Source organism: Streptomyces sp. NPDC002574 (assembly GCF_042889545.1).
Lineage (GTDB): Bacteria > Actinomycetota > Actinomycetes > Streptomycetales > Streptomycetaceae > Actinacidiphila.
Genome location: NZ_JBIARB010000009.1, coordinates 444,519 through 465,798, shown reverse-complemented (window position 1 = coordinate 465,798; position 21,280 = coordinate 444,519). Strand labels below are relative to the sequence as shown.

The 21,280-nt window shown below is 70.1% G+C and carries 19 protein-coding genes; 11 read left to right on the top strand and 8 right to left on the bottom strand.

What is annotated here, in order from left to right; translation table 11 throughout:
* Together ACFYXS_RS24625 and ACFYXS_RS24620 are read left to right on the top strand one after the other, a co-directional pair.
* A partial coding sequence (locus ACFYXS_RS24625; RefSeq protein WP_389251656.1) for a polymorphic toxin-type HINT domain-containing protein occupies nt 1-2,418 on the top strand: 2,418 nt, incomplete at its 5' end.
* A 35-nt stretch (nt 2,419-2,453) separates the two neighbouring features.
* On the top strand, nt 2,454-3,170 hold the full coding sequence (locus ACFYXS_RS24620) for a DUF6193 family natural product biosynthesis protein (RefSeq protein ID WP_389251701.1): 717 nt from the start codon (nt 2,454-2,456) through the stop codon (nt 3,168-3,170).
* A gap of 65 nt (nt 3,171-3,235) precedes the next feature.
* On the opposite strand, the gene ACFYXS_RS24615 is transcribed toward ACFYXS_RS24620, so the two are convergent.
* The 4 genes from ACFYXS_RS24615 to panB all read right to left on the bottom strand — a co-directional run bounded on the left by ACFYXS_RS24615 (nt 3,236) and on the right by panB (nt 6,169).
* A complete protein-coding gene (locus ACFYXS_RS24615; protein ID WP_389251654.1) occupies nt 3,236-3,946 on the bottom strand; it encodes an anti-sigma factor family protein in 711 nt (236 codons plus the stop codon).
* A complete protein-coding gene (locus tag ACFYXS_RS24610; RefSeq protein WP_389251652.1) occupies nt 3,943-4,536 on the bottom strand; it encodes a sigma-70 family RNA polymerase sigma factor in 594 nt (197 codons plus the stop codon). The genes ACFYXS_RS24615 and ACFYXS_RS24610 overlap by 4 nt, the downstream gene beginning before the upstream one ends.
* Nucleotides 4,536-5,084 carry a hypothetical protein gene (locus ACFYXS_RS24605; RefSeq protein WP_389251650.1) on the bottom strand — a complete coding sequence of 183 codons (549 nt, stop codon included), beginning with the start codon at nt 5,082-5,084 and terminating at the stop codon, nt 4,536-4,538. The genes ACFYXS_RS24610 and ACFYXS_RS24605 overlap by 1 nt, the downstream gene beginning before the upstream one ends.
* Nucleotides 5,085-5,287: 203 nt before the next feature.
* Entirely contained in the window at nt 5,288-6,169 is an 882-nt protein-coding gene (gene panB / locus ACFYXS_RS24600; protein ID WP_389251648.1) for a 3-methyl-2-oxobutanoate hydroxymethyltransferase, read from the bottom strand.
* 168 nt (nt 6,170-6,337) lie between these two features.
* Here panB and ACFYXS_RS24595 point away from each other — a divergent pair, with 168 nt between their 5' ends.
* The 4 genes from ACFYXS_RS24595 (at nt 6,338) to ACFYXS_RS24580 (ending at nt 11,099) form a co-directional block, all read left to right on the top strand.
* On the top strand, nt 6,338-7,942 hold the full coding sequence (locus ACFYXS_RS24595) for an MFS transporter (RefSeq protein WP_389251646.1): 1,605 nt from the start codon (nt 6,338-6,340) through the stop codon (nt 7,940-7,942).
* On the top strand, nt 7,939-8,586 hold the full coding sequence (locus ACFYXS_RS24590) for a TetR/AcrR family transcriptional regulator (RefSeq protein WP_389251644.1): 648 nt from the start codon (nt 7,939-7,941) through the stop codon (nt 8,584-8,586). The genes ACFYXS_RS24595 and ACFYXS_RS24590 overlap by 4 nt, the downstream gene beginning before the upstream one ends.
* A 261-nt stretch (nt 8,587-8,847) precedes the next feature.
* Nucleotides 8,848-9,768, top strand: coding sequence for an endonuclease/exonuclease/phosphatase family protein (locus ACFYXS_RS24585; RefSeq protein WP_389251699.1), 921 nt, complete (start codon nt 8,848-8,850; stop codon nt 9,766-9,768).
* A 122-nt stretch (nt 9,769-9,890) separates the two neighbouring features.
* Nucleotides 9,891-11,099, top strand: coding sequence for an MFS transporter (locus tag ACFYXS_RS24580; RefSeq protein WP_389251642.1), 1,209 nt, complete (start codon nt 9,891-9,893; stop codon nt 11,097-11,099).
* A gap of 502 nt (nt 11,100-11,601) precedes the next feature.
* Here the strand turns inward: ACFYXS_RS24580 and ACFYXS_RS24575 are convergent.
* Nucleotides 11,602-13,359: an NAD+ synthase gene (locus ACFYXS_RS24575; RefSeq protein WP_389251640.1), complete on the bottom strand. Its 1,758-nt coding sequence runs from the start codon at nt 13,357-13,359 to the stop codon at nt 11,602-11,604.
* A 198-nt stretch (nt 13,360-13,557) separates the two neighbouring features.
* On the opposite strand from ACFYXS_RS24575, the gene glnA reads away from it, so the two are divergent.
* From glnA to ACFYXS_RS24555, 4 genes are all read left to right on the top strand, one after another.
* Complete coding sequence (gene glnA, locus ACFYXS_RS24570; protein WP_389251638.1) at nt 13,558-14,919, top strand: type I glutamate--ammonia ligase; 1,362 nt, start codon at nt 13,558-13,560, stop codon at nt 14,917-14,919.
* 359 nt (nt 14,920-15,278) lie between these two features.
* Nucleotides 15,279-17,330: a SpoIIE family protein phosphatase gene (locus ACFYXS_RS24565; RefSeq protein ID WP_389251636.1), complete on the top strand. Its 2,052-nt coding sequence runs from the start codon at nt 15,279-15,281 to the stop codon at nt 17,328-17,330.
* Between the two features lie 381 nt (nt 17,331-17,711).
* Nucleotides 17,712-18,011: a putative quinol monooxygenase gene (locus ACFYXS_RS24560; protein WP_389251634.1), complete on the top strand. Its 300-nt coding sequence runs from the start codon at nt 17,712-17,714 to the stop codon at nt 18,009-18,011.
* 31 nt (nt 18,012-18,042) lie between these two features.
* A complete protein-coding gene (locus ACFYXS_RS24555; RefSeq protein WP_389251632.1) occupies nt 18,043-18,255 on the top strand; it encodes a hypothetical protein in 213 nt (70 codons plus the stop codon).
* Between the two features lie 420 nt (nt 18,256-18,675).
* Here the strand turns inward: ACFYXS_RS24555 and ACFYXS_RS24550 are convergent, their stop codons facing one another.
* Nucleotides 18,676-19,146 (bottom strand): VOC family protein, encoded by a 471-nt coding sequence (locus ACFYXS_RS24550; RefSeq protein ID WP_389251630.1) that lies wholly within the window; start codon nt 19,144-19,146, stop codon nt 18,676-18,678.
* A gap of 195 nt (nt 19,147-19,341) precedes the next feature.
* The gene (locus tag ACFYXS_RS24545) at nt 19,342-19,572 is read right to left on the bottom strand and encodes a hypothetical protein (protein ID WP_389251628.1); all 231 of its coding nucleotides are present in this window, start codon (nt 19,570-19,572) and stop codon (nt 19,342-19,344) included.
* Nucleotides 19,573-19,940: 368 nt separating this feature from the next.
* On the opposite strand from ACFYXS_RS24545, the gene ACFYXS_RS24540 reads away from it, so the two are divergent.
* Entirely contained in the window at nt 19,941-20,498 is a 558-nt protein-coding gene (locus tag ACFYXS_RS24540; protein ID WP_389251626.1) for a DUF1990 family protein, read from the top strand.
* Between the two features lie 14 nt (nt 20,499-20,512).
* Here the strand turns inward: ACFYXS_RS24540 and ACFYXS_RS24535 are convergent, their stop codons facing one another.
* On the bottom strand, nt 20,513-21,190 hold the full coding sequence (locus ACFYXS_RS24535; RefSeq protein WP_389251624.1) for a hypothetical protein: 678 nt from the start codon (nt 21,188-21,190) through the stop codon (nt 20,513-20,515).
* Between the last annotated feature and the right edge of the window lie 90 nt (nt 21,191-21,280).

The following is a 21,280-nucleotide window of genomic DNA, read 5'->3' as shown; positions in this document are numbered from 1 at the left end:
ACTGACACCGCGTACAGCCTGACCGGCAAGCCGCTGCAGTTCACCTACCAGAGCGGCGGCAAGAAGACCCAGGTCACCAACACCTACCAGTGGGGTACCCAGCGCCTGGACACCTCACGGGTGGACCGTGAGGGCGTGCCCGGGGTCGACAAGTACGCCACCTACGGCTACGACCAGGCCGGCAACATCACCTCCATCGCCGACACCTCGCGCGACGGCACCGACAACCAGTGCTTCACTTACGACCACCTCGGCCGCCTCACCGACGCCTGGGCCCAAGGCAGCGGCGGCTGCTCGTCCACAGCAGGCTCGCTGCTCGGCGGCCCGGCCCCGTACTGGCAGTCCTACTCCTACGACGCCACCGGCAACCGCCGCACCGAGACCCAGCACGACCCCGCCGGCAATGCTTCCCAGGACGTCACCCGCACCTACGACTACCCGCCCGCCAAGTCGCCCCGCCCGCACGGCCTGACCCAGGTCACCACGGACGGACCCACCGGCAGCGCGATCGACTCGTACACCTACGACACAGTCGGCAACACCCACACCCGCACCATCGGCGGCGACCAGCAGACCCTCGACTGGGACGCCGAAGGTCACCTCGCCAAGGTCACCCAAGGCACCAAGACCACCTCCTACGTCTACGACGCCGACGGCAACCGCCTCATCCGCCGCACCGACAACGAGACCACGCTCTACCTCGGTACCACCGAACTCACCCTGAACAAGGGCGCCTCGACCGCCAAGGCCACCCGCTACTACGACCTCGGCGGCGGCAACCAGGCCATCCGCACCGACGACGGCACACTCTCCTTCCTCCTCGGCGACCACCACGGCACCTCCGAACTCGCCGTCAGCGCCACCGACCTGACCATGCAGCAACGCCGCGCCACCCCCTTCGGCGGCCCACGCGGCGATGCCCCGGACAACTGGCCGGGCCAGAAGGGCTTCGTCGGCGGCACCGACGACCCCACCACCGGGCTCACCCACCTCGGCGCCCGCGAGTACGACCAGGCCACCGGCCGCTTCCTCAGCGTCGACCCCGTCATGGACACGGGCGACCCGCAGCAGATGAACGGCTACGCCTACACGGAGAACAACCCGGTCACCTACAGCGACCCCACCGGCCGCACCAAGTGCGACGTGGAGCCGGAGCTGTGCGGGCACCACGACAACCGCTGCGACGCGGCTTGCGTGAAGGCCAACAAGAAGAAGGTCGAGGACGCCAACAAGGCGACCGAGGAGTACTTCAGGAACAAGAAGAAGAAGGAGGCGAAGAAGCTCTACGACTACTTCTTCAAGCCGAAGACGTGCACCGGCGACCCGATGGGACTCGACAGGTACACGATCTGTATGACCCAGGCAGAGCTCGACTCCGACAAGCAGCTGTTGAAGACCGTCGCCTCCGCCTTCGGCGACATGACGCTGATCGAGCCCTGGTACCAGTGTGCGTTCAACCACAACCAGGACAAGTGCGACACCCTGGGTCTGGCCATGTCCACCTTCGACGCGGGCGGGGTGGAGGTCGGAGCGGCCCGTTTCCTCCGCGCAATGAGCAAGGCCGGCCGCTTCCTTTGCAGCTTCACCCCGTCGACCAAGGTCCTCATGAAGGGGGGCCGCACCAAGGCCATCGGCAAGATCAAGCCGGGTGACGAGGTCGAGGCGGCGGACCCGGCGACGGGAAAGCACCTGGGTGCCCGAAAGGTCACCGCACAGGGGCTGCATCACGACGACGACCTGATCGATCTCAAGGTCCGGGACAGCCGCGGCCGCACCAGCACCGTCCGCACCACCTTCAAGCACCCGTTCTGGGACGCCACCGCACGCGCCTGGATTCCTGCCGGGACGCTCACCGCGGGGCATGACCTGACCACCGCCGGCGACGGGCGGGTCCGACTGGTCCGCGTGCTGCAGCGGGCCGGTGCGGCGGACATGTACAACCTCACCGTCGCGGAGCTGCACTCGTACTATGTGCTGGCGGGCACGACGCCGGTCCTGGTCCACAACTGCGATGTAGCTCTCGGCAGGGCCGCGGAGGGTACGTACAAGTGGGCCGAAAGCATGGGGTTCAAGCACTTCGGTGGCGACGAGTACAAGGGCACCAACTGGATGGGCCCGGTGGAGAATGCGATTCGGGACCGATCGGTCACGCTGCACGTGAACCTGGACGATCTGGGAACCTTCACCGGGGCGGCCAAGGCCGGACTCGAACCGGGCGCCAAGTCCACCGAGATCGAAATGGGCTGGATCGCCAGGGCTGTGGCCAATGGGGAACGTTCATGGGATTCCATCCAGTGGTACAAGACGGACCCCCGAACGGGGCTGAAGGCGAGCTTCAGTGTCGATGAGCCCGACTGGAGTACTTTTGGCAGATTGCGGCCCTTCATCAATGATGCGAGCCCTTTGTGCAAGTGCTAGGAATCAGACATCAAGGAGCCTCCTCCGCCGTGGAGATGAATGAACAGCCCGCCGGTCCTGACCTCTCGCGATTCCTGGATGCCCGTCTGTATCCGGATCTCGTCGAGATGGGTGGTCTCTCTTCGGCCATGCGGGCGCTGGCGACCGAGAACGATGTCGATCTGGGAACGCTCTGCAGCGAGTACGGATCGGGGCCGGGGCTCTTCAACAGCGCCGTGGCTGATTCACACCGCGGCAGGATTTCCGTCCTGCTCGGTAGGCGCGAGCGGATGTTCTCGCTGAACATCCAGGGGCGTGGATTCACGTGGGCGGACGGAATGACGAGTGATCTGCACGATCTGGTGAGCGCGGTGGGGGCCTGGCAGCGCGGTGTTCCCGTGGACGATTTCACCGAGATGTTTCCGTTCATGGCGGCAGGCCGGCTTGCTCGCGCGTACGAGAGCGGCGATCCGGTCGCGGCGCAATGGGAATGGCTACGGACCGCAGAGGTCTACGCCGGAGAAAGACCCCTGGTGGATGCGCTCTACGGGGACAGCCACCTCCGCGCGCTCTTTCCGTACATCAGCCACGGGGTCCTGCGGCTGAGTACGGGGCGGGGGGTGCAGGGGGCTCGGGAGATGTTCATCAGCCCGCTCGGCCATGGACGTTACCGCGTGGAGGACACGGACTCGGCCGTGGTGCGCACGGTCGGCGCCCTGGCGGAAGTGCGGCAAGCAGCGGTCGGGCTTCTTCACGGCGACCGCCCCAGGTGAACGGCGGAGGGGGACGCGCGTCGCGCGTCCCCCTCCGCGGTACCGTGCCACGACGGCGCAAGCCCTCAGACGTCGACCGAGACCAGTCGCTGCCCCTGCGCCGTGATGACGTCGAAGCGCGCGATGTCGTCCGGCTGCATGCCCGCGGACCCGTCGAGCGTCAGCGGCTGCGGCTGGGCCGTGGTGCCGTAGCCCGCCGTGGGGACGCTCCAGGTGGACACGGTCTGCTGGGAGCCGTCCTTGCCGATGGCGACCAGCCGGCAGGTGAGCGGGCCCTGGACACCGGAGAGGTTGAGGCCGATCTGGCTGCCCCACTTCTTCTCGTTGAGTCCGACGGTGGCCTTGACGCCGGTGCCCTTGTCGGCGCTCTTGAACTCCTGGGCGTAGGCCTGCGTCGCCGGGGTGTCCGAACCGCCGGAGGCCAGCACCGCGACCGTCGGGCCGCCGATGATCAGGGCGACCGAGGCGGCGAGCGCGAACATCCTGCGCCGGGCGCGGGTCTTGCGCTCGTCCGACACCTTGCCGAGGAGCTTGCCGAGGACCGCGTCGCCGCTGGGCGGCAGCGGCGCGCCGGCCCCCGCGGGGGCGAGTTCGGCGAGCACGGGCACGAGCCCGCTCAGCTCGTCGAGCTGCTGCCCGCACTGGTGGCAGATGGCGAGGTGCTCCTCGAAGCGCGCCATGTCGGCGTCGTCGAGCACGCCGAGGACGTAGGCCCCGACGTCGACGTGCGGGTCGTGAGGCGTACCCGCCCCGGAACCGTAACCGTAGACCGTCACGAGGTGGTCACACCCCTTTCCTCAAGAGCGATTTTCAGTGAGCGGAGGGCATAGAAGACCCGCGAGCGCACGGTGCCGGGCGGTACCCCCAGCGCCGCCGCGGCCTCGTTGACCGTCCGGCCCTTGAAGTACGTTTCGATCAGCACCTGGCGGTGGGCCTCGGTGAGATCTTCCAGTGCGTCGGAGATCGTCATCAGCCTCAGGGAGCGTTCGAGTTCGTCCTCGGCCGGGAGCTGGTCGAGGGCGGCCGGGGAGGCCTCCGGGGGCCGTGCCTGACGGCTGCGGTGGCCGTCTATCACGATCCTTCGGGCGACCGTCACCAACCAGGGCCGCAATGACCGGGCGCCGGGGTCGAGCCGCGACGCACTCTTCCACGCGCGCAGGAGGGTCTCCTGCACGACGTCCTCGGCGAGGTAGCGGTCACCGCCGACCTGCCGAAGGACGTATGCGAAGAGCGCACCCGCGTGTTCGCGGTAGAGCGCCCGCATGAGGTCCTCTTCGGGGACCCCACCTGAGCGATGGTCGGCCACGAGCGCATCCTGCCCTACTGATCGCTGCGGGTCGAGTCCTCGCAATGCCTGCTGTCCCATCAGTATCCGTCTGACCCGTTCTGGGTGGTGGCGCTCTTCGCCCGTGCACCGGGCACGGCCTTCTCGCCTTGGATGTCGGCCGCGAACCAGACCCTGTCCAGGCCCTGGCCCTTGGTGTCGCCCGGGTTCTTGTCTCCCGTGAAGCGATAGAGCGGCCAGCCGTTGAGCGTGAGCTGGAGGGAACCGTCAGGACGCTTGACGCTGCCGACCAGGTTCTGGTCCACGCCCTGCACCTGGGTGTCGGAGACCGCAGCGGCCGGCAGCCACCGGGTCGCGCACGGACCGGCGCAGGTCGAGGTCGGCGGGACGTTCTTGTCCTGGTCGAAGCGGTAGAGGACCCAACCCTGGTTGTCGGTGACGAGGGTGCCCAGCTGGGCGTTGTCCACGGTCCGCAGTCCCACCGCCGACTGGGAGGCGGAGGGGAAGGGAAGGACCGCGTCCACCGGGGGACCGCTGCCGCCGCTCGCGTTGCAGGCGGTGGCAGCGATCAGCATCGTGGCGGCGAAGGCCCCCGCGATCACTGATCGGTGCAGCTTGCTCAGGCTCATTGCCAAGGCCCCCGGCATTCCTGGTCGGTGCAACCGCCCCCTGGTGGGCGGTTGCCCACTCATACGCGCGGGGGACCGGGTGTACTCAACCGCCCCGGAAAAAACTTCCGCCCCGGGGAGGGGGATTCCCGGGGCGGAAGCAGGCGGCAGGGCACACCGCCGCACAGGGGGGTCCTCGGTGGGCCGGACCTGGGTGGGAGACCTCAGTGGAAGCTGTGCTCCGCGGCGGGGTAGGCGCCGCCGGTGACGTCCTCCGCGAAGGCCTTCGCGGCGTCGCCGAGCGTCTCGCGCAGGGCGGCGTACTGCTTCACGAAGCGCGGCACGCGGCCGCCCGTCATCCCCGCCATGTCGGTCCACACCAGCACCTGGGCGTCGCACTCCGCGCCGGCGCCGATGCCGACCGTCGGGATGTGCAGACTGCGGGTGACCTCCGCGGCCAGCTCCGCCGGGACCAGCTCCAGGACGACGGCGAAGGCGCCCGCGTCCTGCACGGCCTTGGCGTCGCGCAGCAGCTGCTGCGCCGCCTCCTCGCCGCGGCCCTGGACGGTGTAGCCGCCGAAGGCGTTGACCGACTGCGGGGTGAGGCCGATGTGGGCCATCACGGGGATGCCGGCCTGGACCAGCAGCTCGATCTGGTGGGCGGACCGCTCGCCGCCCTCCAGCTTCACCGCGCCGACCCCGGCCTCCTTCAGCAGGCGGGTCGCGGTGCGCAGCGCCTGCGTCGGGCCCTCCTGGTACGAGCCGAAGGGCAGGTCGCCGATCACCATCGCGCGCTTGGTGCCGCGCACGACGGCGGCGGCGAGCATCGTCATCTCGTCCAGCGTGACCGGGACGGTGCTGTCGTAGCCGAGGTGGCAGTTGCCCATCGAGTCGCCGACCAGCAGAACGGGGATGCCGGCCTCGTCGAAGACGGAGGCGGTCATCGCGTCGTAGGCGGTGAGCATGGGCCACTTCTCGCCGCGCTCCTTGGCGGCGGCGATGTCCCGGACCGTGATGCGGCGGGTCCCCTTGCCCCCGTACAGCGCCCTGCTGCTGTCGGACGCGGGCTGGGAAGTCGCCTGGGCAGCCGAAACGGCGTGCGTCATCGCAACGCTCCTTGTGTTCATCTCGAGGCGCCCTGACGGCGTCCCCGGACCGTTTCCATGCTGACACGACCTGCCGTCCGCGCAAAGGGGGACTCCGGGCACTTCGCTTTGCCGAGGTTTTACAATACGAGACGGTCCCGTATCGAAATGCGGGTCTAGCGTGGAACCATGTCCGCCGACGTGCCGCAGATCCGGCCCCTCAGCGTCCCGGAGGCGGTCCATCGCCGCCGCTGGGCCATCCTCAGCGTCCTGTTGCTCAGCCTCCTCGTGGTGGTGCTGGACAACTCGATCCTCAACGTGGCGATGAAGACCATCGCCGAGCCCGCCCCCACCGGCCTGGGTGCCACCCAGAGTCAGCTGGAATGGGCGATCAACTCCTACACGCTGGTCTTCGCCGGCCTGCTCTTCACCGCCGGCCTGCTCGGCGACCGGCTCGGCCGCAAGAAGGTGCTCCTCTTCGGCATGGTCGTGTTCGGCATCGGATCGGTGCTGTCGGCCTTCGCCGGCTCCTCCGGGGAGCTGATCGGCTTCCGCGCCGTCATGGGCTTCGGCGGCGCCTTCGTCATGCCGGCCACCCTCGCCATCATCATCAACGTCTTCGAGCGCGAGGAGCAGCCCAAGGCGATCGGCATATGGACCGGCGCCGTGGGCCTGGCCATCGCGATCGGCCCGGTCACCGGCGGTCTGCTGCTGCAGCACTTCTGGTGGGGCTCGGTCTTCCTGGTCAACGTGCCGATCATCCTGGTCGCGCTGGTCGCGATGGTGCTGCTCGTCCCCGACTCCCGCGACCCGCGGCCGGGCCGGCTCGACCCGATCGGCGTCCTGCTGTCCATCGTCGGCCTCGTGCTGCTGGTGTACGGCATCATCAAGGGCGGCCAGCTGGCCGACTTCGGTGCCCCGGAGGCCTGGACGACCATCGTCGGCGGCCTGCTGATCCTCGGCGCGTTCGTCTGGTTCGAGGCGCGCAGCACGCACCCCGCCTTCGACGTGGCGTACTTCCGCAACCCGACCTTCTCGGCCTCGGTCTCCGCGATCGGCCTGGTCTTCTTCGCGCTCATGGGCGTGACGTTCTTCATGGTCTTCTACATGCAGAGCGTGCGCGGCTACAGCGCCCTGGAGTCCGGGCTGCTGCTGCTCCCGCTGGCCGTCGCCCAGCTGATCTTCGCGCCGCGGGCCCGGCTCGTCGTCGACCGCATCGGCGCCCGGGCCACCTGCGGCGCCGGCCTCGGGCTGATCGCGCTGTCCTTCCTCGGCTTCCAGCTGCTGGACGGGGACAGCCCGATCTGGATCCTGGAGCTGCTGTTCTTCCTGATGGGGACGGCCATGGCGCACGTCATGCCGCCCGCCACCGTCGCGATCATGTCCTCGCTGCCGCGTGAGAAGGCCGGCTCGGGCTCCGCCGTCAACAACACCTTCCGGCAGGTCGGCGGCGCCCTCGGCGTGGCAGTCCTCGGCTCGGTGATGTCCACGGTCTACCGTGACGGCATCAAGGACCATCTGACCGGCCTCCCCGCCGGCGCACAGCACCAGGCCGGCGAGTCCATCGAGGCGACGCGGGCCGTCGCCGAGCACATGGGCCCCGCGGGCAAGGCGCTCATCGGTCCCGCCACCGACGCGTTCATCCACGCCATCCACGTCACCGCCTGGGCCTCGACCGCCGTCGCCCTGCTCGGGATGGTCGTCGTGCTGCTCTTCCTGCCCCGCAAGGGCGCGGGGGCGCGGCCCACGGGCGGCGAGGAGCGTGAGGCCCGTCCGGTCGAGGTAGGCCGATGACGGTGCCGGCGCCGGTACCTGCGACGCCCGCGCGGGAGCACTCCGAGGCCGGACGGCCCCGGTGCCCGCGCGGGCGTCCGCGCAGCGCCGAGGCCGACTCGGCGATCGTCGAGGCCGTGCTCCGGCTCATCGAGGAGGGCGCCACCATCGGCGGGCTGTCCATGGAGGGCATCGCCCGCGCCGCGGGCGTCGGCAAGTCCACCGTCTACCGGCGCTGGCCCGGCAAGGACGCCCTCATGCTCGACGTCCTGCGGTCCCTCGACGAGACCGCGCCCGAGCTCGCCGGGGTCTCCGTCCGGGACGACCTGGTGACCTGCGTCGAGTTCATACGGCGCCGCGCCCTGGTGAAGCGCTCGTCCGCGCTCATGCGCAACGTCCTCGCCCAGTTCCAGAACGTTCCCGAGCTGTGGGCCGCCTACCACGACACGGTCATCGTCACCCGCCGCCGGCAGGTCGCCGAGGTCCTGGCACGCGGTATCCGCGAGGGCGAACTGCGCGACGACATCGACCTGGAACTCCTCGGCGACCTCTTCATCGGTCCGATGCTCTCCCGTGTGATGCTGCGACCGGAGGCGTCGCTGCCGGACGGACTGTCCGAGCAGATCGTGGACTCGGTGCTGGGCGGCGTGCGGGCGGTGCGCTGAACGGTGCGTAACGGGCGGAATGTGCCCGTTGTGTCACAGGCGCCCGCTTGCCGCCCCTCGCGGGAACCCGCCGCCCGGCGCGCCCCGTCCTTCACGTGTCGATCCCCTATGGTCGACTGAGCACTTCGCAAGACAGTGAGGACTTCCCTTATGGCGCAGGCGTACGACGCGGACGTGACCACCGAAGGCGGCGGGAAACCGCGGCGCGGGTCCGGCGCGGCGGGGCGATTCAGGCGTTATGTCGGGAAGTTCAGGGACGGCATGTGGCGGCGCGGCATCATCACCGCCGTACTGGCCGTCCTCACAGCCGTGGTGATGGGCTTTCACGGGGCGCTGCCCAACCGGATCGGCAACGTGGGCAGCCTGCTGGAGACCTTCCTGCCGTGGGTCGGACTGGCGATCCCGGTGCTGCTCGTGGTGGCCCTGCTGAGGCGCTCGGCGACCGCGCTGATCGCGCTCCTGCTGCCGGCGCTGGTCTGGGTCAACTTCTTCGGCGGTCTGCTGTCCGACAAGCACACCGGTGGTGGCGACCTGACCGTGCTCACGCACAACGTCAACGCCGACAACCCCGACCCCGCCGGCACCGCCCGCGACCTCATCGCCTCCGGCGCCGACGTGATCGCCCTGGAGGAGATCGCGGCCGGCCAGGCCCCCGCGTACGAGAAGGGCCTCGCGGGCACCTACCGTTACCACTCCGTGCAGGGCACGATCGGGCTGTGGAGCAAGTACCCGCTCACCGGCGTGCGCCCGGTCGACATCGGGCTCGGCTGGGTCCGCGCCATGCGGGCCGCGATCACCACACCGGACGGGAAGGCCGCGGTCTACGTCGCCCATCTGCCCTCGGTGCGCGTCAAGTTCAACGCGGGCTTCACGGCGGGGGAGCGGGACCACAGCGCCGACGACCTCGGCGAGGCCATCGCCGGCGAGAAGCTGCCCGACGTGATCCTCATGGGCGACCTCAACGGCACCATGAACGACCGCGCGCTGGCCAACATCACCTCGCAGATGCGCTCCACGCAGGGCGCCGCCGGCCATGGGTTCGGCTTCAGCTGGCCCGCCGACTTTCCGATGGCGCGGATCGACCAGATCCTCGTGAGGGGCGCGGAGCCCACCGACTCCTGGGTGCTGCCGCCCACCGACAGCGACCACCGGCCGGTGGCCGCCAAAGTGGCGCTTTCGTAGCGAGAGGGCTTAACACGGCGTTCGTCTGTGGGTGACACCACGGGAAGAATGGTCGGGGAGAGTTTGTTCCGCGGATAAACTTATAGGGCTCCCCGCCTCCCACCTCCCCGGAAGGGTCACTCATGCCTCTCGCCCTGCTCGCACTGGCGATCAGCGCATTCGGCATCGGTACGACGGAGTTCGTGATGATGGGCCTGCTGCCCAACGTCGCCGACGACCTGCACACCTCCATCCCGACCGCCGGCTACCTCGTCTCCGGCTACGCCCTCGGTGTCGTCATCGGCGCGCCCCTGCTGGCCGCCCTCACCACGCGCATGCCGCGCAAGGCCCTGCTCATCATGCTCATGGGCCTGTTCACGGTCGGCAACACCCTGTCCGCGCTCGCCCCCGGCTTCGGCTGGCTGCTGGCCGGACGCATCCTCGCCGGGCTGCCCCACGGCGCCTTCTTCGGCGCCGGCGCGGTCGTGGCGGCCGGCATGGTCGACCCGGCCCGCAGGGCCCGCGCGGTCTCCCTCATGATCGCCGGGCTCACCGTCGCGAACATCGTCGGCGTCCCCGCGGCCACACTCATGGGCCAGCACCTGGGATGGCGGGCCACCTTCCTCGCCGTCGGCGTGATCGGTCTCGTCGCCATGGCCAGCATCGCGCTCCTCGTCCCGCGCATGCCCGTGGCGCCGGGCGGCGGACTGCGGCACGAACTGTCGGCCTTCCGCAACGGACAGGTGTGGCTGGCGCTGGCCACCACGATCTTCGGCTTCGCCGCGGTCTTCACGGTCTACAGCTACGTCACCCCGCTGCTCACCGAGGTCGCCGGGTTCGGCGAGGGCAGCGTCACGATCGTGCTGGCGCTCTTCGGCGTCGGCGCCACCATCGGCAACCTGCTCGGCGGCCGCCTCGCCGACCGGGCCCTGCGGCCCGCCCTGCTCGGCAGCCTCGCCGCGCTCGCGGTGGTCCTGCTGCTGTTCACGGTCACCTCGCACGCGCGGTGGAGCGCGGCGCTCACCGTCGTCCTCCTCGGGATCGCCGCGTTCGCCGCGGGCTCGCCCCTGATGATGCTCGTCATGGACAAGGCCCGGCACGCCCCCGGACTGGCCTCCGCCGCGAACCAGGCGGCGTTCAACCTGGCCAACGCGGGTGGGGCGTGGCTGGGCGGATACGTCATCGCAAGCGGGTTCGGGTACGTCGCGCCCGCGGTGGCGGGCGCGGGGCTCGCGGTGAGCGGCGTCCTGATAGCGGGGGCGGCGGGGCTGCTCGAGCGGCGCTCCGGGGGGTCCGCGTCGCGGGTCGTGGCGACGGGGGCGGTGCGTTCTGCGCCGGAGCGGGTCGGCTAGCGCCTGGCTGTCCGGGTGGGTTTTTTCCCCGCCCGCCCTCCCGTGTGCCCGGCGCGGTCTGGCGCCCCGGCGCCTGTTGTTCGTGGGCCGGGTTCGGGGCCTCCGGGGCTGGCCATTCTGGACTGGGATATTTACGCGCGTTTCCAGCACTTGCTGGTCCCGTCCTTGCCCGGGTGGTGCGCACAAATATCCCGCAGCGTCCAGAACACCCACCCCTGCACCCCCGCCCCCTCTGTTTCGTCATGCGCCTGATCCCCAGTGGGGGGAAGGGGCGGTCCGGGTGACCCCGGTTGCCCGGGCGCCGGGCGCGCGGCGTGACGGTTGGGCACGTGGACGGCGCTGCGCCTACGGGTGCCCGCACCATGGCCGCCCCTATACCCCCCACTGGGGATCAGGCGCGAAAGCTCACGGAGGGGGCGGGGGAGGTGGGGGCACCCCCGGCCGAAGGTCGGGGGTGGGAGGGCGGGCGGGGAAAAAACCTAACCGGTCCGGACGCGAGGCGTCAGGCGTGTTCGCGCCAGCGGTTCGTGATCGGAAGCCGCCGGTCCTTGCCGAACCCCTTGGCCGAGATCTTCGTCCCCGGCGGATACTGCCGCCGCTTGTACTCCGCCGTGTCCACCATCCGCAGCACCTTCGAGACGAGCTCCGCGTCGAACCCGGCGGCGACGATCGCGTCGCGCCCCTGGTCCTGGTCGACGTACATCGCCAGCATGCGGTCGAGGACGTCGTAGTCCGGCAGGGAGTCCGTGTCGACCTGCCCCGGCCGCAGTTCCGCGCTCGGCGGCTTGGTGAGGGAGTTCTCCGGGATCGGAGGGGTCTGGCCGCGCTCGCCGGCCGCCTCGTTCCGCCAGCGGGCGAGGCGGAAGACGGTGGTCTTGTAGACGTCCTTGATGGGCCCGTACGCGCCGACGGAGTCGCCGTACAGGGTGGAGTAGCCGACCGCGAGCTCGCTCTTGTTGCCCGGGGCGAGGACGATGTGCCCCTCCTGGTTGGAGATGGCCATGAGCATCGTGCCGCGCAGCCGGGACTGGAGGTTCTCCTCGGCGAGGCCGGTGAGCCCGAGGGCGCCCATGTAGGCGTCGAACATCGGGGCGATCGGGACGGTGCGGAAGTTGAGGCCGGTGCGCCGGGCGAGCTCGGCGGCGTCGTCCTTGGAGTGGTCCGAGGAGTACCGCGACGGCATGGAGACGCCGTACACGTTGGCCGCCCCGACCGCGTCGCACGCGATCGCCGCGACGAGGGCCGAGTCGATGCCGCCGGAGAGCCCGATGAGCACCGAGCGGAAGCCGTTCTTGGCGACGTAGGCGCGCAGGCCGACCACGAGCGCGGTGTAGATCTCCTCGTCGTCGCCGAGCCGGGCCGCCTCCTCGCCGCGGACCTCCGGCTCGTACGCCGGGAGCGGCTCGGCGGAGAGCGTGACGTGCTCGATCTCCAGGCCGTCGTCCGCGATGCCGCCCGGCACCCGGGCGGGGTCGGCGGCCGGCAGGTCGAGGTCGAGCAGGACGCAGCCCTCCTCGAACTGCGGGGCGCGCCCGATCACGTCGCCCGCGGCGGAGACGACGATCGAGTCGCCGTCGAAGACCAGCTCGTCCTGGCCGCCGATCATCGCGCCGTAGGCGAGGGTGCAGCCGGCCTCCTGGGCGCGCTTGCGCACCAGCTCCAGCCGGGTGTCGTCCTTGGCGACCTCGTACGGGGAGGCGTTGATCGCGACCAGCAGCCCGGCCTCCGCGGTGCGGGCGGCGGGCACGCGGCCGCCGTCCTGCCAGAGGTCCTCGCAGATGGCGAGGGCGACGTCGACCCCGCGCACCCGGATCATCGGCAGGGTGTCGCCGGGGACGAAGTAGCGGAACTCGTCGAAGACGCCGTAGTTGGGGAGGTGGTGCTTGGCGAACTTCAGCACGACCTTCCCGCCGTGCAGCACGGCGCCGGCGTTGCGGGGCGAGCCGGCCGGCTGGCCGTAGCGCGGCTGGGCCTTCTCACTGCGGTCGAGGTAGCCGACGATCACCGGCAGATCCCCGAAGCCCTCCGCGGCCAGGCGGGCCGCGAGCTGCTCCAGGGCGGTCCGGCTGGCTTCCACGAAGGAGGAGCGCAGCACGAGATCCTCGACGGGGTACCCGGTCAGCACCATCTCGGGGAACGCCACGAGGTGGGCCCCCTGTTCGGCCGCGTGCCGGGTCCAGCGCACCACCGACTCCGCGTTGCCGGCGAGGTCGCCCACGGTGGAGTCGATCTGATTCAGAGCGAGGCGTAGTTGAGGCACGGCGCCCAGTGTAATCGTCAGACCGACGCGATGTAGGGCTGCGCGCTGTGTGGCGCGGCCCACGTCCCCGTAGTGACGACTGTCGGAGCGGCGCGACGGATGCGTAATCTGGTGGAAACCGCGGCGGGTGATACTGGCGTGCCCCCGCCATGCCTTTGGCTGTGGTGCACAGGTGGTATGACCTGCAAGGATGTAGCTATGGACAAGCAGCAGGAGTTCGTTCTCCGCACCCTTGAGGAGCGGGACATCCGCTTTGTGCGGCTTTGGTTCACGGACGTGCTGGGTTATCTGAAGTCCGTGGCCGTCGCGCCGGCCGAGCTGGAGCAGGCCTTCGACGAGGGCATCGGCTTCGACGGCTCCGCGATCGAGGGCTTCGCCCGGGTGTACGAGTCCGACATGATCGCCAAGCCGGACCCCGGCAGCTTCCAGATCCTGCCCTGGCGCGCCGAGGCGCCCGGCACCGCCCGGATGTTCTGCGACATCCTCATGCCGGACGGCTCCCCGTCGTACGCGGACCCGCGCTTCGTCCTCAAGCGGTCCCTGGCCAAGGCCTCCGACCTGGGGTTCACCTTCTACACGCACCCCGAGATCGAGTTCTTCCTGCTGAAGAACCTGCCGCTGGACGGCACCGTGCCGGTCCCGGCCGACAACTCCGGCTACTTCGACCACACACCCCAGAACGTGGGCCAGGACTTCCGACGCCAGGCGATCACGATGCTGGAGTCGATGGGCATCTCGGTGGAGTTCTCCCACCACGAGGGCGCCCCCGGCCAGCAGGAGATCGACCTGCGCTACGCGGACGCGCTGTCCACCGCCGACAACATCATGACCTTCCGGCTGGTCATGAAGCAGGTCGCGCTGGAGCAGGGCGTGAACGCCACCTTCATGCCCAAGCCCTTCAGCGAGCACCCCGGCTCCGGCATGCACACCCACCTGTCGCTCTTCGAGGGCGACCGCAACGCCTTCCACGAGTCCGGCTCCGAGTACCAGCTCTCCAAGGTCGGCCGCTCCTTCATCGCCGGCCTGCTGAAGTACGCCGGCGAGATCTCCGCGGTCACCAACCAGTGGGTCAACTCCTACAAGCGCATCTGGGGCGGCGCCAACCGCCCCGCGGGCGCCGGCGGCGAGGCCCCCTCGTACATCTGCTGGGGCCACAACAACCGCTCCGCGCTGATCCGCGTCCCGATGTACAAGCCCGGCAAGACCGGCTCCACCCGCGTCGAGGTCCGCTCCATCGACTCCGGCGCCAACCCCTACCTCGCCTACGCCGTCCTCCTCGCGGCCGGCCTCAAGGGCATCGAGCAGGGCATCGAACTCCCCCCGGGCGCCGACGACGACGTCTGGGCCCTGTCCGACGCCGAACGCCGCGCCCTCGGCATCGAGCCCCTGCCGCAGAACCTCGGCGAGGCCATCCACCTCATGGAGCGCAGCGAACTGGTCGCCGAGACGCTCGGCGAGCACGTCTTCGACTTCTTCCTCCGCAACAAGAAGCAGGAGTGGGAGGAGTACCGCTCCGAGGTCACGGCGTTCGAGCTCCGCAAGAACCTCCCGAATTTGTAGCGCCTGCGATCCGGGCCGGCGGCGCCAAGCTGTCGGCCCGGAGAGGTCTCAATCACCCTGGGCCGTCCGTGGGCCGTCCGGCGCAGCCTCCGCGGCCTCGTACCGCCTGTTCGCGGCCGGGCATCAAGCATCCGTCGTCGCTTCGCTCCGCTGGGCGGGCGCGGCAACGTGACCGCAGCAGCCGACGGTGATCATCCCCTCGTAGCGTAGAGGCCGTGGCTGCGGGGGGAAGTCTGGGCAGGGCGGCCGCCCAGAACCGCATATGTCTCCCGATCTCCCCCGACCTCCGACACCTCCCGCGAAGCGAGGGAGCGGCGCGTGGACGCCAGGCGCAGGCTGGATAGTGGAGGTGGACCGCCGTGGCGAACGAAGCCATCTCGCCCGCCGAGGACGCTGCCGTATTGGAGACCTTGTTCCACCAGTCCCCCACGGGCCTGCTGATCTTGGACACGGAACTGCGAATCCTGCGGCTCAACGTCACCAGGCCGGCTCTGCACGAAACGCCCCCTGAACCGATCGTCGGCCGACACGTCGCCGACGTATATGACCTTTCCGCACCCGGTGAGGTCGAGGCGATGCTGTACGGCGTGCTGGAGAGCGGCGTGCCCGCCCGGGAGCAGTTGGTGGGGTTGCGTCCGAAAGGCGCGCCGAGGACGGAGTACCTGTTCTCCGTCTCCGCGTCCCGCCTGGAGGACTCGCAGGGGAGGATTTGGGGGGTACTGGCGGAGATGCTCGACGTCACCGAGCGCGAAAAGGTTCGCGCCCGCCTGCACGTCCTCCGCTCGGTGCGCGAGCACGTGGGGCAGACCCTCGACGTGGTCGCCACCTGTGAGGAGCTGGCGCAGGAGATGGTGCCCCACCTCGCCGACATCGCCGTCGTGGAAGTGGTCGACGCCGTGATACGTGGCGAAAACCCTCCGCCGAGCCCTCTGCCCCGGGAGGTGCCCCTGCGCCGGGTCGCGTTCAGCCGCAGTGGCGGTGAGGAGCAGATCCAGGCGCATCCGGTGGGTGACGTGCGCGCTCTGCCGTTCCCGACGCCGTACGTTCAGACGCTGGCCGACCTCAAGCCCCGCCTCGTCGCCCTGGGCCCCGAGACGCCCTGGCTGGCGGCTGACCCGCAGCGCGGGCAGGCGATCCGCGTATCCGGTGCCCGCAGCCTCATCACCGTGCCCCTGACGCTGCGCGGAACCGTGCTGGGGCTGCTGAGCCTTTACCGCACCGACCAGGCGAACGTCTACGAGCCGGGCGACGTCACAGTCGCCGCTGCGGTGGCCGCTCACACTGCGCTGTGCGTCGACAACGCCCGCCACTACACCCGCGAACACACCATCGCGTTGACGATCCAGCGTCATCTGCTGCCTCCCTGCCCGGCGTCGCAGAGCACCGTGGAAACCGCCCACCTTCACGTGCCCTCCGAGGTGGGCGGGGGCGGCGGGTTCGACACCTTCGCCCTGTCCGGCGCCCGCACCGCGTTGGTGGTCGGCGACGTCGCCGGGCAAGGCATCTACGCGGCCACCACCATGGGACAGCTGGGGATCGCCATCCACTCCCTGGCCGCACTCGACCTGGAGCCCGACGAGCTCCTCGCACGCCTCAACGACACCTACACAAGCCTGGCCCAGGAACGCGCAGCTCTACCGCCCGGCGACTGCATGCCGCTCAGGGCAAGCTGCGCGTACGCGGTCCACGACCCGCTGGCCCGGACCTGCACCATCGCCCTCGCCGGCCACCCCCCACCCGTCATCGCCCATCCCGACGGGAGAGCCGAGACCCTTCATCTGCCCAGCGGACCTCCCCTGGGCACGGCCGAGGGACCCCCCTTCGCCGCCACCACGATCCCCGTCCCCGACGGCAGCGTCCTCGCCTTTTACACGGCCCCCCTCCTGCGCATCTCCCCGTCCCCGGACACACTCCACCAAGTGCTGGCCCACCCTGAGCGGCCGCTGCAGGATCTGTGCGACGACCTGCTCTACCGGCTGCGGGACGAAACCGGCCAGGGCGACGTCGTCCTCCTCCTCGCCCGTACCCACGCGTTCCCCGCCGATGGGGTCGCCACGTGGCATCTCGACCGCGACCCCAAGGGCGTCGCGACAGCACGCGCCCACACACGACACCGGCTCGCCCATTGGGAAGTGGATGAGGAAACCGCCTACGCCACCGAAATGATCGTCAGCGAACTGGTCACCAACGCCGTCCGCTACGGCACCCCGCCTCTGCGGCTGCGGCTCATCAAGGACCGCACCCTCACCTGCGAGGTCCACGACGGCAACCCCCTCGCGCCGCGCCTGCGCCACGCGAAGACCATCGACGAAGGCGGGCGCGGCTTGTTCATCATCGCCCAACTCGCAGACAACTGGGGCGTCCGCTACTCCCGCGACGGCAAGACGGTCTGGACCACGCAGACTCCCTGACCCGGTCGCCCTCTGGGGGAATCGAGGGCCGTTGATCCCAGCCGGACGCCACAAGCGAGCGTCACCCAGCAAAGCGACCACGATTGCGGCCCGTCCCTGGCCGTCCAAGAGCGCTCGGCGGCAGCGAGGGGTGACAACCATTGACGGGCTGATCGCAGGCCACAGGGCCCTGATTCACCTCCTCCGCAACAAGAAGCAGGTGCGGGAGGAGTACCGCTCAATCACCTGAATCCGGCGATCTTTTGGCGGCAGGGACGGCAGCCGCGGAGAGGGTGTTCGGGCTGTGACGTCCAGTCCCTGTCTCTCTTGCGTCTCCAGACCGCCGATGGCAGGGTCCTGGTCCAGGCAAGCACCGGCCCGTCCCTGGGAGAGGGAGTCACGATGACCTACGGCTACGTCGCCTCGATGAAGACCCAGCCCGGTTCCCGCGAGGAAGTCGTCTCCATTTTGTTGAGTGGTGTGGACGGTCTCCGCGAGGCGGGATGCCGGCTCTACGTTGTGAGTGTGTCCGACGACGATGACGTGACGATCTGGGTGACCGAGGTCTGGCAGAGCAAGGAGCATCACGATGCTTCGCTGGAGCTGCCGGAGGCAAAGGCTGCCATCGGCAAGGCGATGCCGATGTTGACGGGAGAGTTCACCAGGCAGGAGTTGTCTGTTATGGGCGGGCTGGGACTTTAGACGCTGTCAAGACTGCATCAGTCGCTGACCCGTGAACGAAGAGAACGAAGAGAGGCTGCGACCTCTCACCCCAAGCGAGGCCACGCGTCTTCCGGAGCTCGCCGAGGCAGTGGGGGAGGATCCCGGCCGATTCGGGCTCGCTATGGACGACCCTGAGGCGCCGGATGGGAGGACGGCGGCCGGCGGGCTGGCAATCGAAGTGGACGAGTTCGACGATGCCGCGGGCGGGATCTGGCTCCACTGACAGGTACGTCCTGTTGTCCGCCGTGCGAGCAGCGAGGCTCCGCGGAGTGGAAGGCTGAGCGCTCAGGCGGGATTTGCGGCCTTGCCGACCCGACGGATCGCAGGCCCGAAGAGCTTGTCGACCTCCGTTGATACAGCGTCGAGGAGTACCTCCACCGAACAGGCAGAGGGACCCTGTCCGCCGCTGTGTCCCGGGACCCGCGACGGCATGGCCGGCGTACGTGCTCAGGCCCTGTGGGCACGCATCGGGCCCCGCTTGCAGCTCAGGCCCGGAGCCGGGTCACCGCCTCGCCCCGGGGTGCCCGCGACGTCCGATCCGGGCCGGCGGCGCGAAGCTGTCGGCCTGGAGCAGGCTGTGCGCCCCGGGCCGTCTGACGCAGCCTCGTGCAACCCGTGGCGGGCGGCCTTGCGCGGCGGTGGGTCAGCCCAGGGTGTCGGCCTCCTGGGCGGAGGCCACGAACGCCTCGGGGCCCTGCTCCGCCGCTGCCGGGTCCATCCACATGACCTGCCAGCCGTGGCCGTCGAGGTCGTAGAAGCTGCGTGAGTACATGAAGCCGTGGTCCTCGGCGTCATCCGCCTCGGAGCCGCCCGCCGCGAGTGCGGCGGCGCTGACCGCGTCGACCTCGTCGCGGGACGACACGCTGAAGCAGTACAACGCCAGCGTGTGCGTGGTGGGGTCGGCCATCGGCAGTTTCGCGAACTCCGCGAACTTCTCACGGGTGAGCAGCATGACGAAGGCGTGCTCGCCGACCAGCATGCAGGCGGCGGTCTCGTCGGTGAACGCCGGGTTGAAGCCGAACCCGAGCTTGGCGAAGAACGCCTTGCTGAGCTCGAGGTCCGCTACCGGGATGTTCACGAACAGCATGCGGCCGGGATGTGCGGGATGCGGCATGGTGGGTCTCCAGTCGGTGGCTCGATGGCGTACGTACGGATAGACCGGGCCGGCCGCCGGAACTCATCGGACGCTCTCCCGCTCCCCTCGGGCGACCTTGGCGCGCCCTGGCCACCGGGTCGAGGGCGGGGGAGCGCCCTAGTCCAGCAGGCCGAGCGCGTCGGGCAGGCCCCGGATCCAGGAGGCCAGCTCCGCTTACTGCGCGGCCACGTGCTCCAGCGCGTCGAGGAAGCGCCGGCGCTCTCCGGCATCCATCGTGCCGAGCTCGGAGGCGATGCCTTCCAACGTGCTCAACGCCATGTGCGCGTCGTGTTCGGCCCGGACGAGATCCTCCAGGGTGGCGATCGCTGTCAGAAGGGCTCTGACCAGTTCGTCTCCCTGTGCCACAGCCTCATCCCCCTTCAACGCGACCGCGTCGTCCGGCACCCGGTTGCCTTCCCTCCCGACCGTAGCCGGGCGGGAGGGCAACGGCGGAGCGGATCAGATGACGGTCAGCGTCAGGACCGCCGTGTACGTGCCGGGCGGCGTGGAGGTCGGTGCGTCCAGGGCGAGTCCGGCCCCGAGGTCCGCGGTGCCGGGGCCGACGCCGGTGGCCAGCGTCCGGGCGTCCTTGAGGCCGCTGCCGTCGCCGGGCGCGACCAGGGGGCCTGCCGTGACGGACTGGACGTTGCCACGGCCGACGATCGTCGGCGCCCAGGTCAGGCTGCTCCCGTCGATGACGCCGCCGGCCCGGTACCGTGCTGATGCGGCCCGGGGGAGGCCATGGTGTCGCGACCACGTTCGGCAGGAGTCCCATGGCCCACCGCGGTACCAGCGGCTCCCCGGCCGGTGCGCTCACCTACGGTTCCGTCGGAGCGACGCGCCCTACGGAGGAGCGATGGTCGGCCTGGGCGACGGGCTTGCGCCCCTTCTCCCGCACCGTCGTCATCGGACACGGGGACGCGGACTGGCGCGCCGCGGCGCACGCCGTGCTGCGCTGGGGCGTCAAGCGGCGAAGCGGCTTCACCGTCACGGGCTGCGACGGTGCCGGGGAGCGGGTCGCCGTGGGGGCCGAGTACCGCATCACCGCGGGTTTCGGCCCCTTCGTCGTGCATGAGCCCGTGCGGGTCGTGGCGGTGGTGGACACGCCGGACCGGTGCGGCTTCGCCTACGGGACGCTGCCCGGGCACCCTGTCTGCGGCGAGGAGGCCTTCGTGGTCCACCGCTCCCCTGACGGGGCAGTCTCGCTGACGATCCGCTCCCTGACCCGTGCCGCTCCGCAGGGTCCGTGGCGGCTCCTGTTCCCGGCGCTGCTCCTGGCGCAGCGATTCTTCCGGCGGCGTTATCTACGGGCCCTGACGGCGCGCACCTGAAGCGGGCGGACGCGTCACCCTCGAACGTTCAGCAGGCGCTCGTGCTGGCGGCGTGCGACGGCCTCGGGTACGGCCACCGGATCGCCCTCACCCTGCGGCAGCAGGAACTGCGACAACGTGCCGCCGGTGCGGACGACGGACTCCACGTTGCCCTTGCCGTCGGGCGCGGACGCGTTCGTGATCAGGTAGGACACCGCCTCGTCGCCGACCCCGACGGGTGCGACGCCCTTGACGGTGAAGCCGTACTCCCAGCCGGAGGCGGACGCGGCCCTGAAGCTGCCGCACCGGGGCACCGCCTCCTTGAGGTCCGCCAGCCAGGCCCGCGCCTCGGCCTCCGTGTGGCTGCTCAGCGCCACGCTCCCCGCCGTTTTCCCACCGGCGCCGCGCACGCCGTCCAGCGCCTCCCACACCAGCGCTTTGCGCGCATGGCGGGGACGCACGCTCATCATGTCGGCCAGCGGCTGGCACCTGGCCGGCGACGCGGTCACCACATCGTCCGGGTCGAACAGCGGCATCCCCGGCCCGATGTCGGCACTGAGACCCGGCACATCCGAGTCACGGAGCAGGGCCTTCGTCAACTCGCCCTTGCTCAACGGCCTGTCGTCGACGGCTTTCGCCGCCCCCGGACGGCTCCCGCACCCGGCGGACACCGCCACGGCCGCCGCGACGGCCACGAGGACAACACCACGCACCAGACTCCGCACAGAAGGTCCCCCCGACCAACCCCGGGGGGCGTCCCCCCGCACTCCGATCCCGGCGGTCACGGTAGCAGCCGACGAGGC

What these genes read in the sequence shown, in the direction of transcription:
- ACFYXS_RS24620 (WP_389251701.1), top strand. Translation starts at nt 2,454, where the DNA reads ATGAATGAACAGCCCGCCGGTCCTGACCTCTCGCGATTCCTGGATGCC.
- ACFYXS_RS24610 (WP_389251652.1), bottom strand. Translation starts at nt 4,536, where the DNA reads ATGGGACAGCAGGCATTGCGAGGACTCGACCCGCAGCGATCAGTAGGG.
- ACFYXS_RS24605 (WP_389251650.1), bottom strand. Translation starts at nt 5,084, where the DNA reads ATGAGCCTGAGCAAGCTGCACCGATCAGTGATCGCGGGGGCCTTCGCC.
- panB (WP_389251648.1), bottom strand. Translation starts at nt 6,169, where the DNA reads ATGACGCACGCCGTTTCGGCTGCCCAGGCGACTTCCCAGCCCGCGTCC.
- ACFYXS_RS24595 (WP_389251646.1), top strand. Translation starts at nt 6,338, where the DNA reads ATGTCCGCCGACGTGCCGCAGATCCGGCCCCTCAGCGTCCCGGAGGCG.
- ACFYXS_RS24590 (WP_389251644.1), top strand. Translation starts at nt 7,939, where the DNA reads ATGACGGTGCCGGCGCCGGTACCTGCGACGCCCGCGCGGGAGCACTCC.
- ACFYXS_RS24585 (WP_389251699.1), top strand. Translation starts at nt 8,848, where the DNA reads ATGTGGCGGCGCGGCATCATCACCGCCGTACTGGCCGTCCTCACAGCC.
- ACFYXS_RS24580 (WP_389251642.1), top strand. Translation starts at nt 9,891, where the DNA reads ATGCCTCTCGCCCTGCTCGCACTGGCGATCAGCGCATTCGGCATCGGT.
- glnA (WP_389251638.1), top strand. Translation starts at nt 13,558, where the DNA reads ATGGACAAGCAGCAGGAGTTCGTTCTCCGCACCCTTGAGGAGCGGGAC.
- ACFYXS_RS24560 (WP_389251634.1), top strand. Translation starts at nt 17,712, where the DNA reads ATGACCTACGGCTACGTCGCCTCGATGAAGACCCAGCCCGGTTCCCGC.
- ACFYXS_RS24550 (WP_389251630.1), bottom strand. Translation starts at nt 19,146, where the DNA reads ATGCCGCATCCCGCACATCCCGGCCGCATGCTGTTCGTGAACATCCCG.
- ACFYXS_RS24540 (WP_389251626.1), top strand. Translation starts at nt 19,941, where the DNA reads ATGGCCCACCGCGGTACCAGCGGCTCCCCGGCCGGTGCGCTCACCTAC.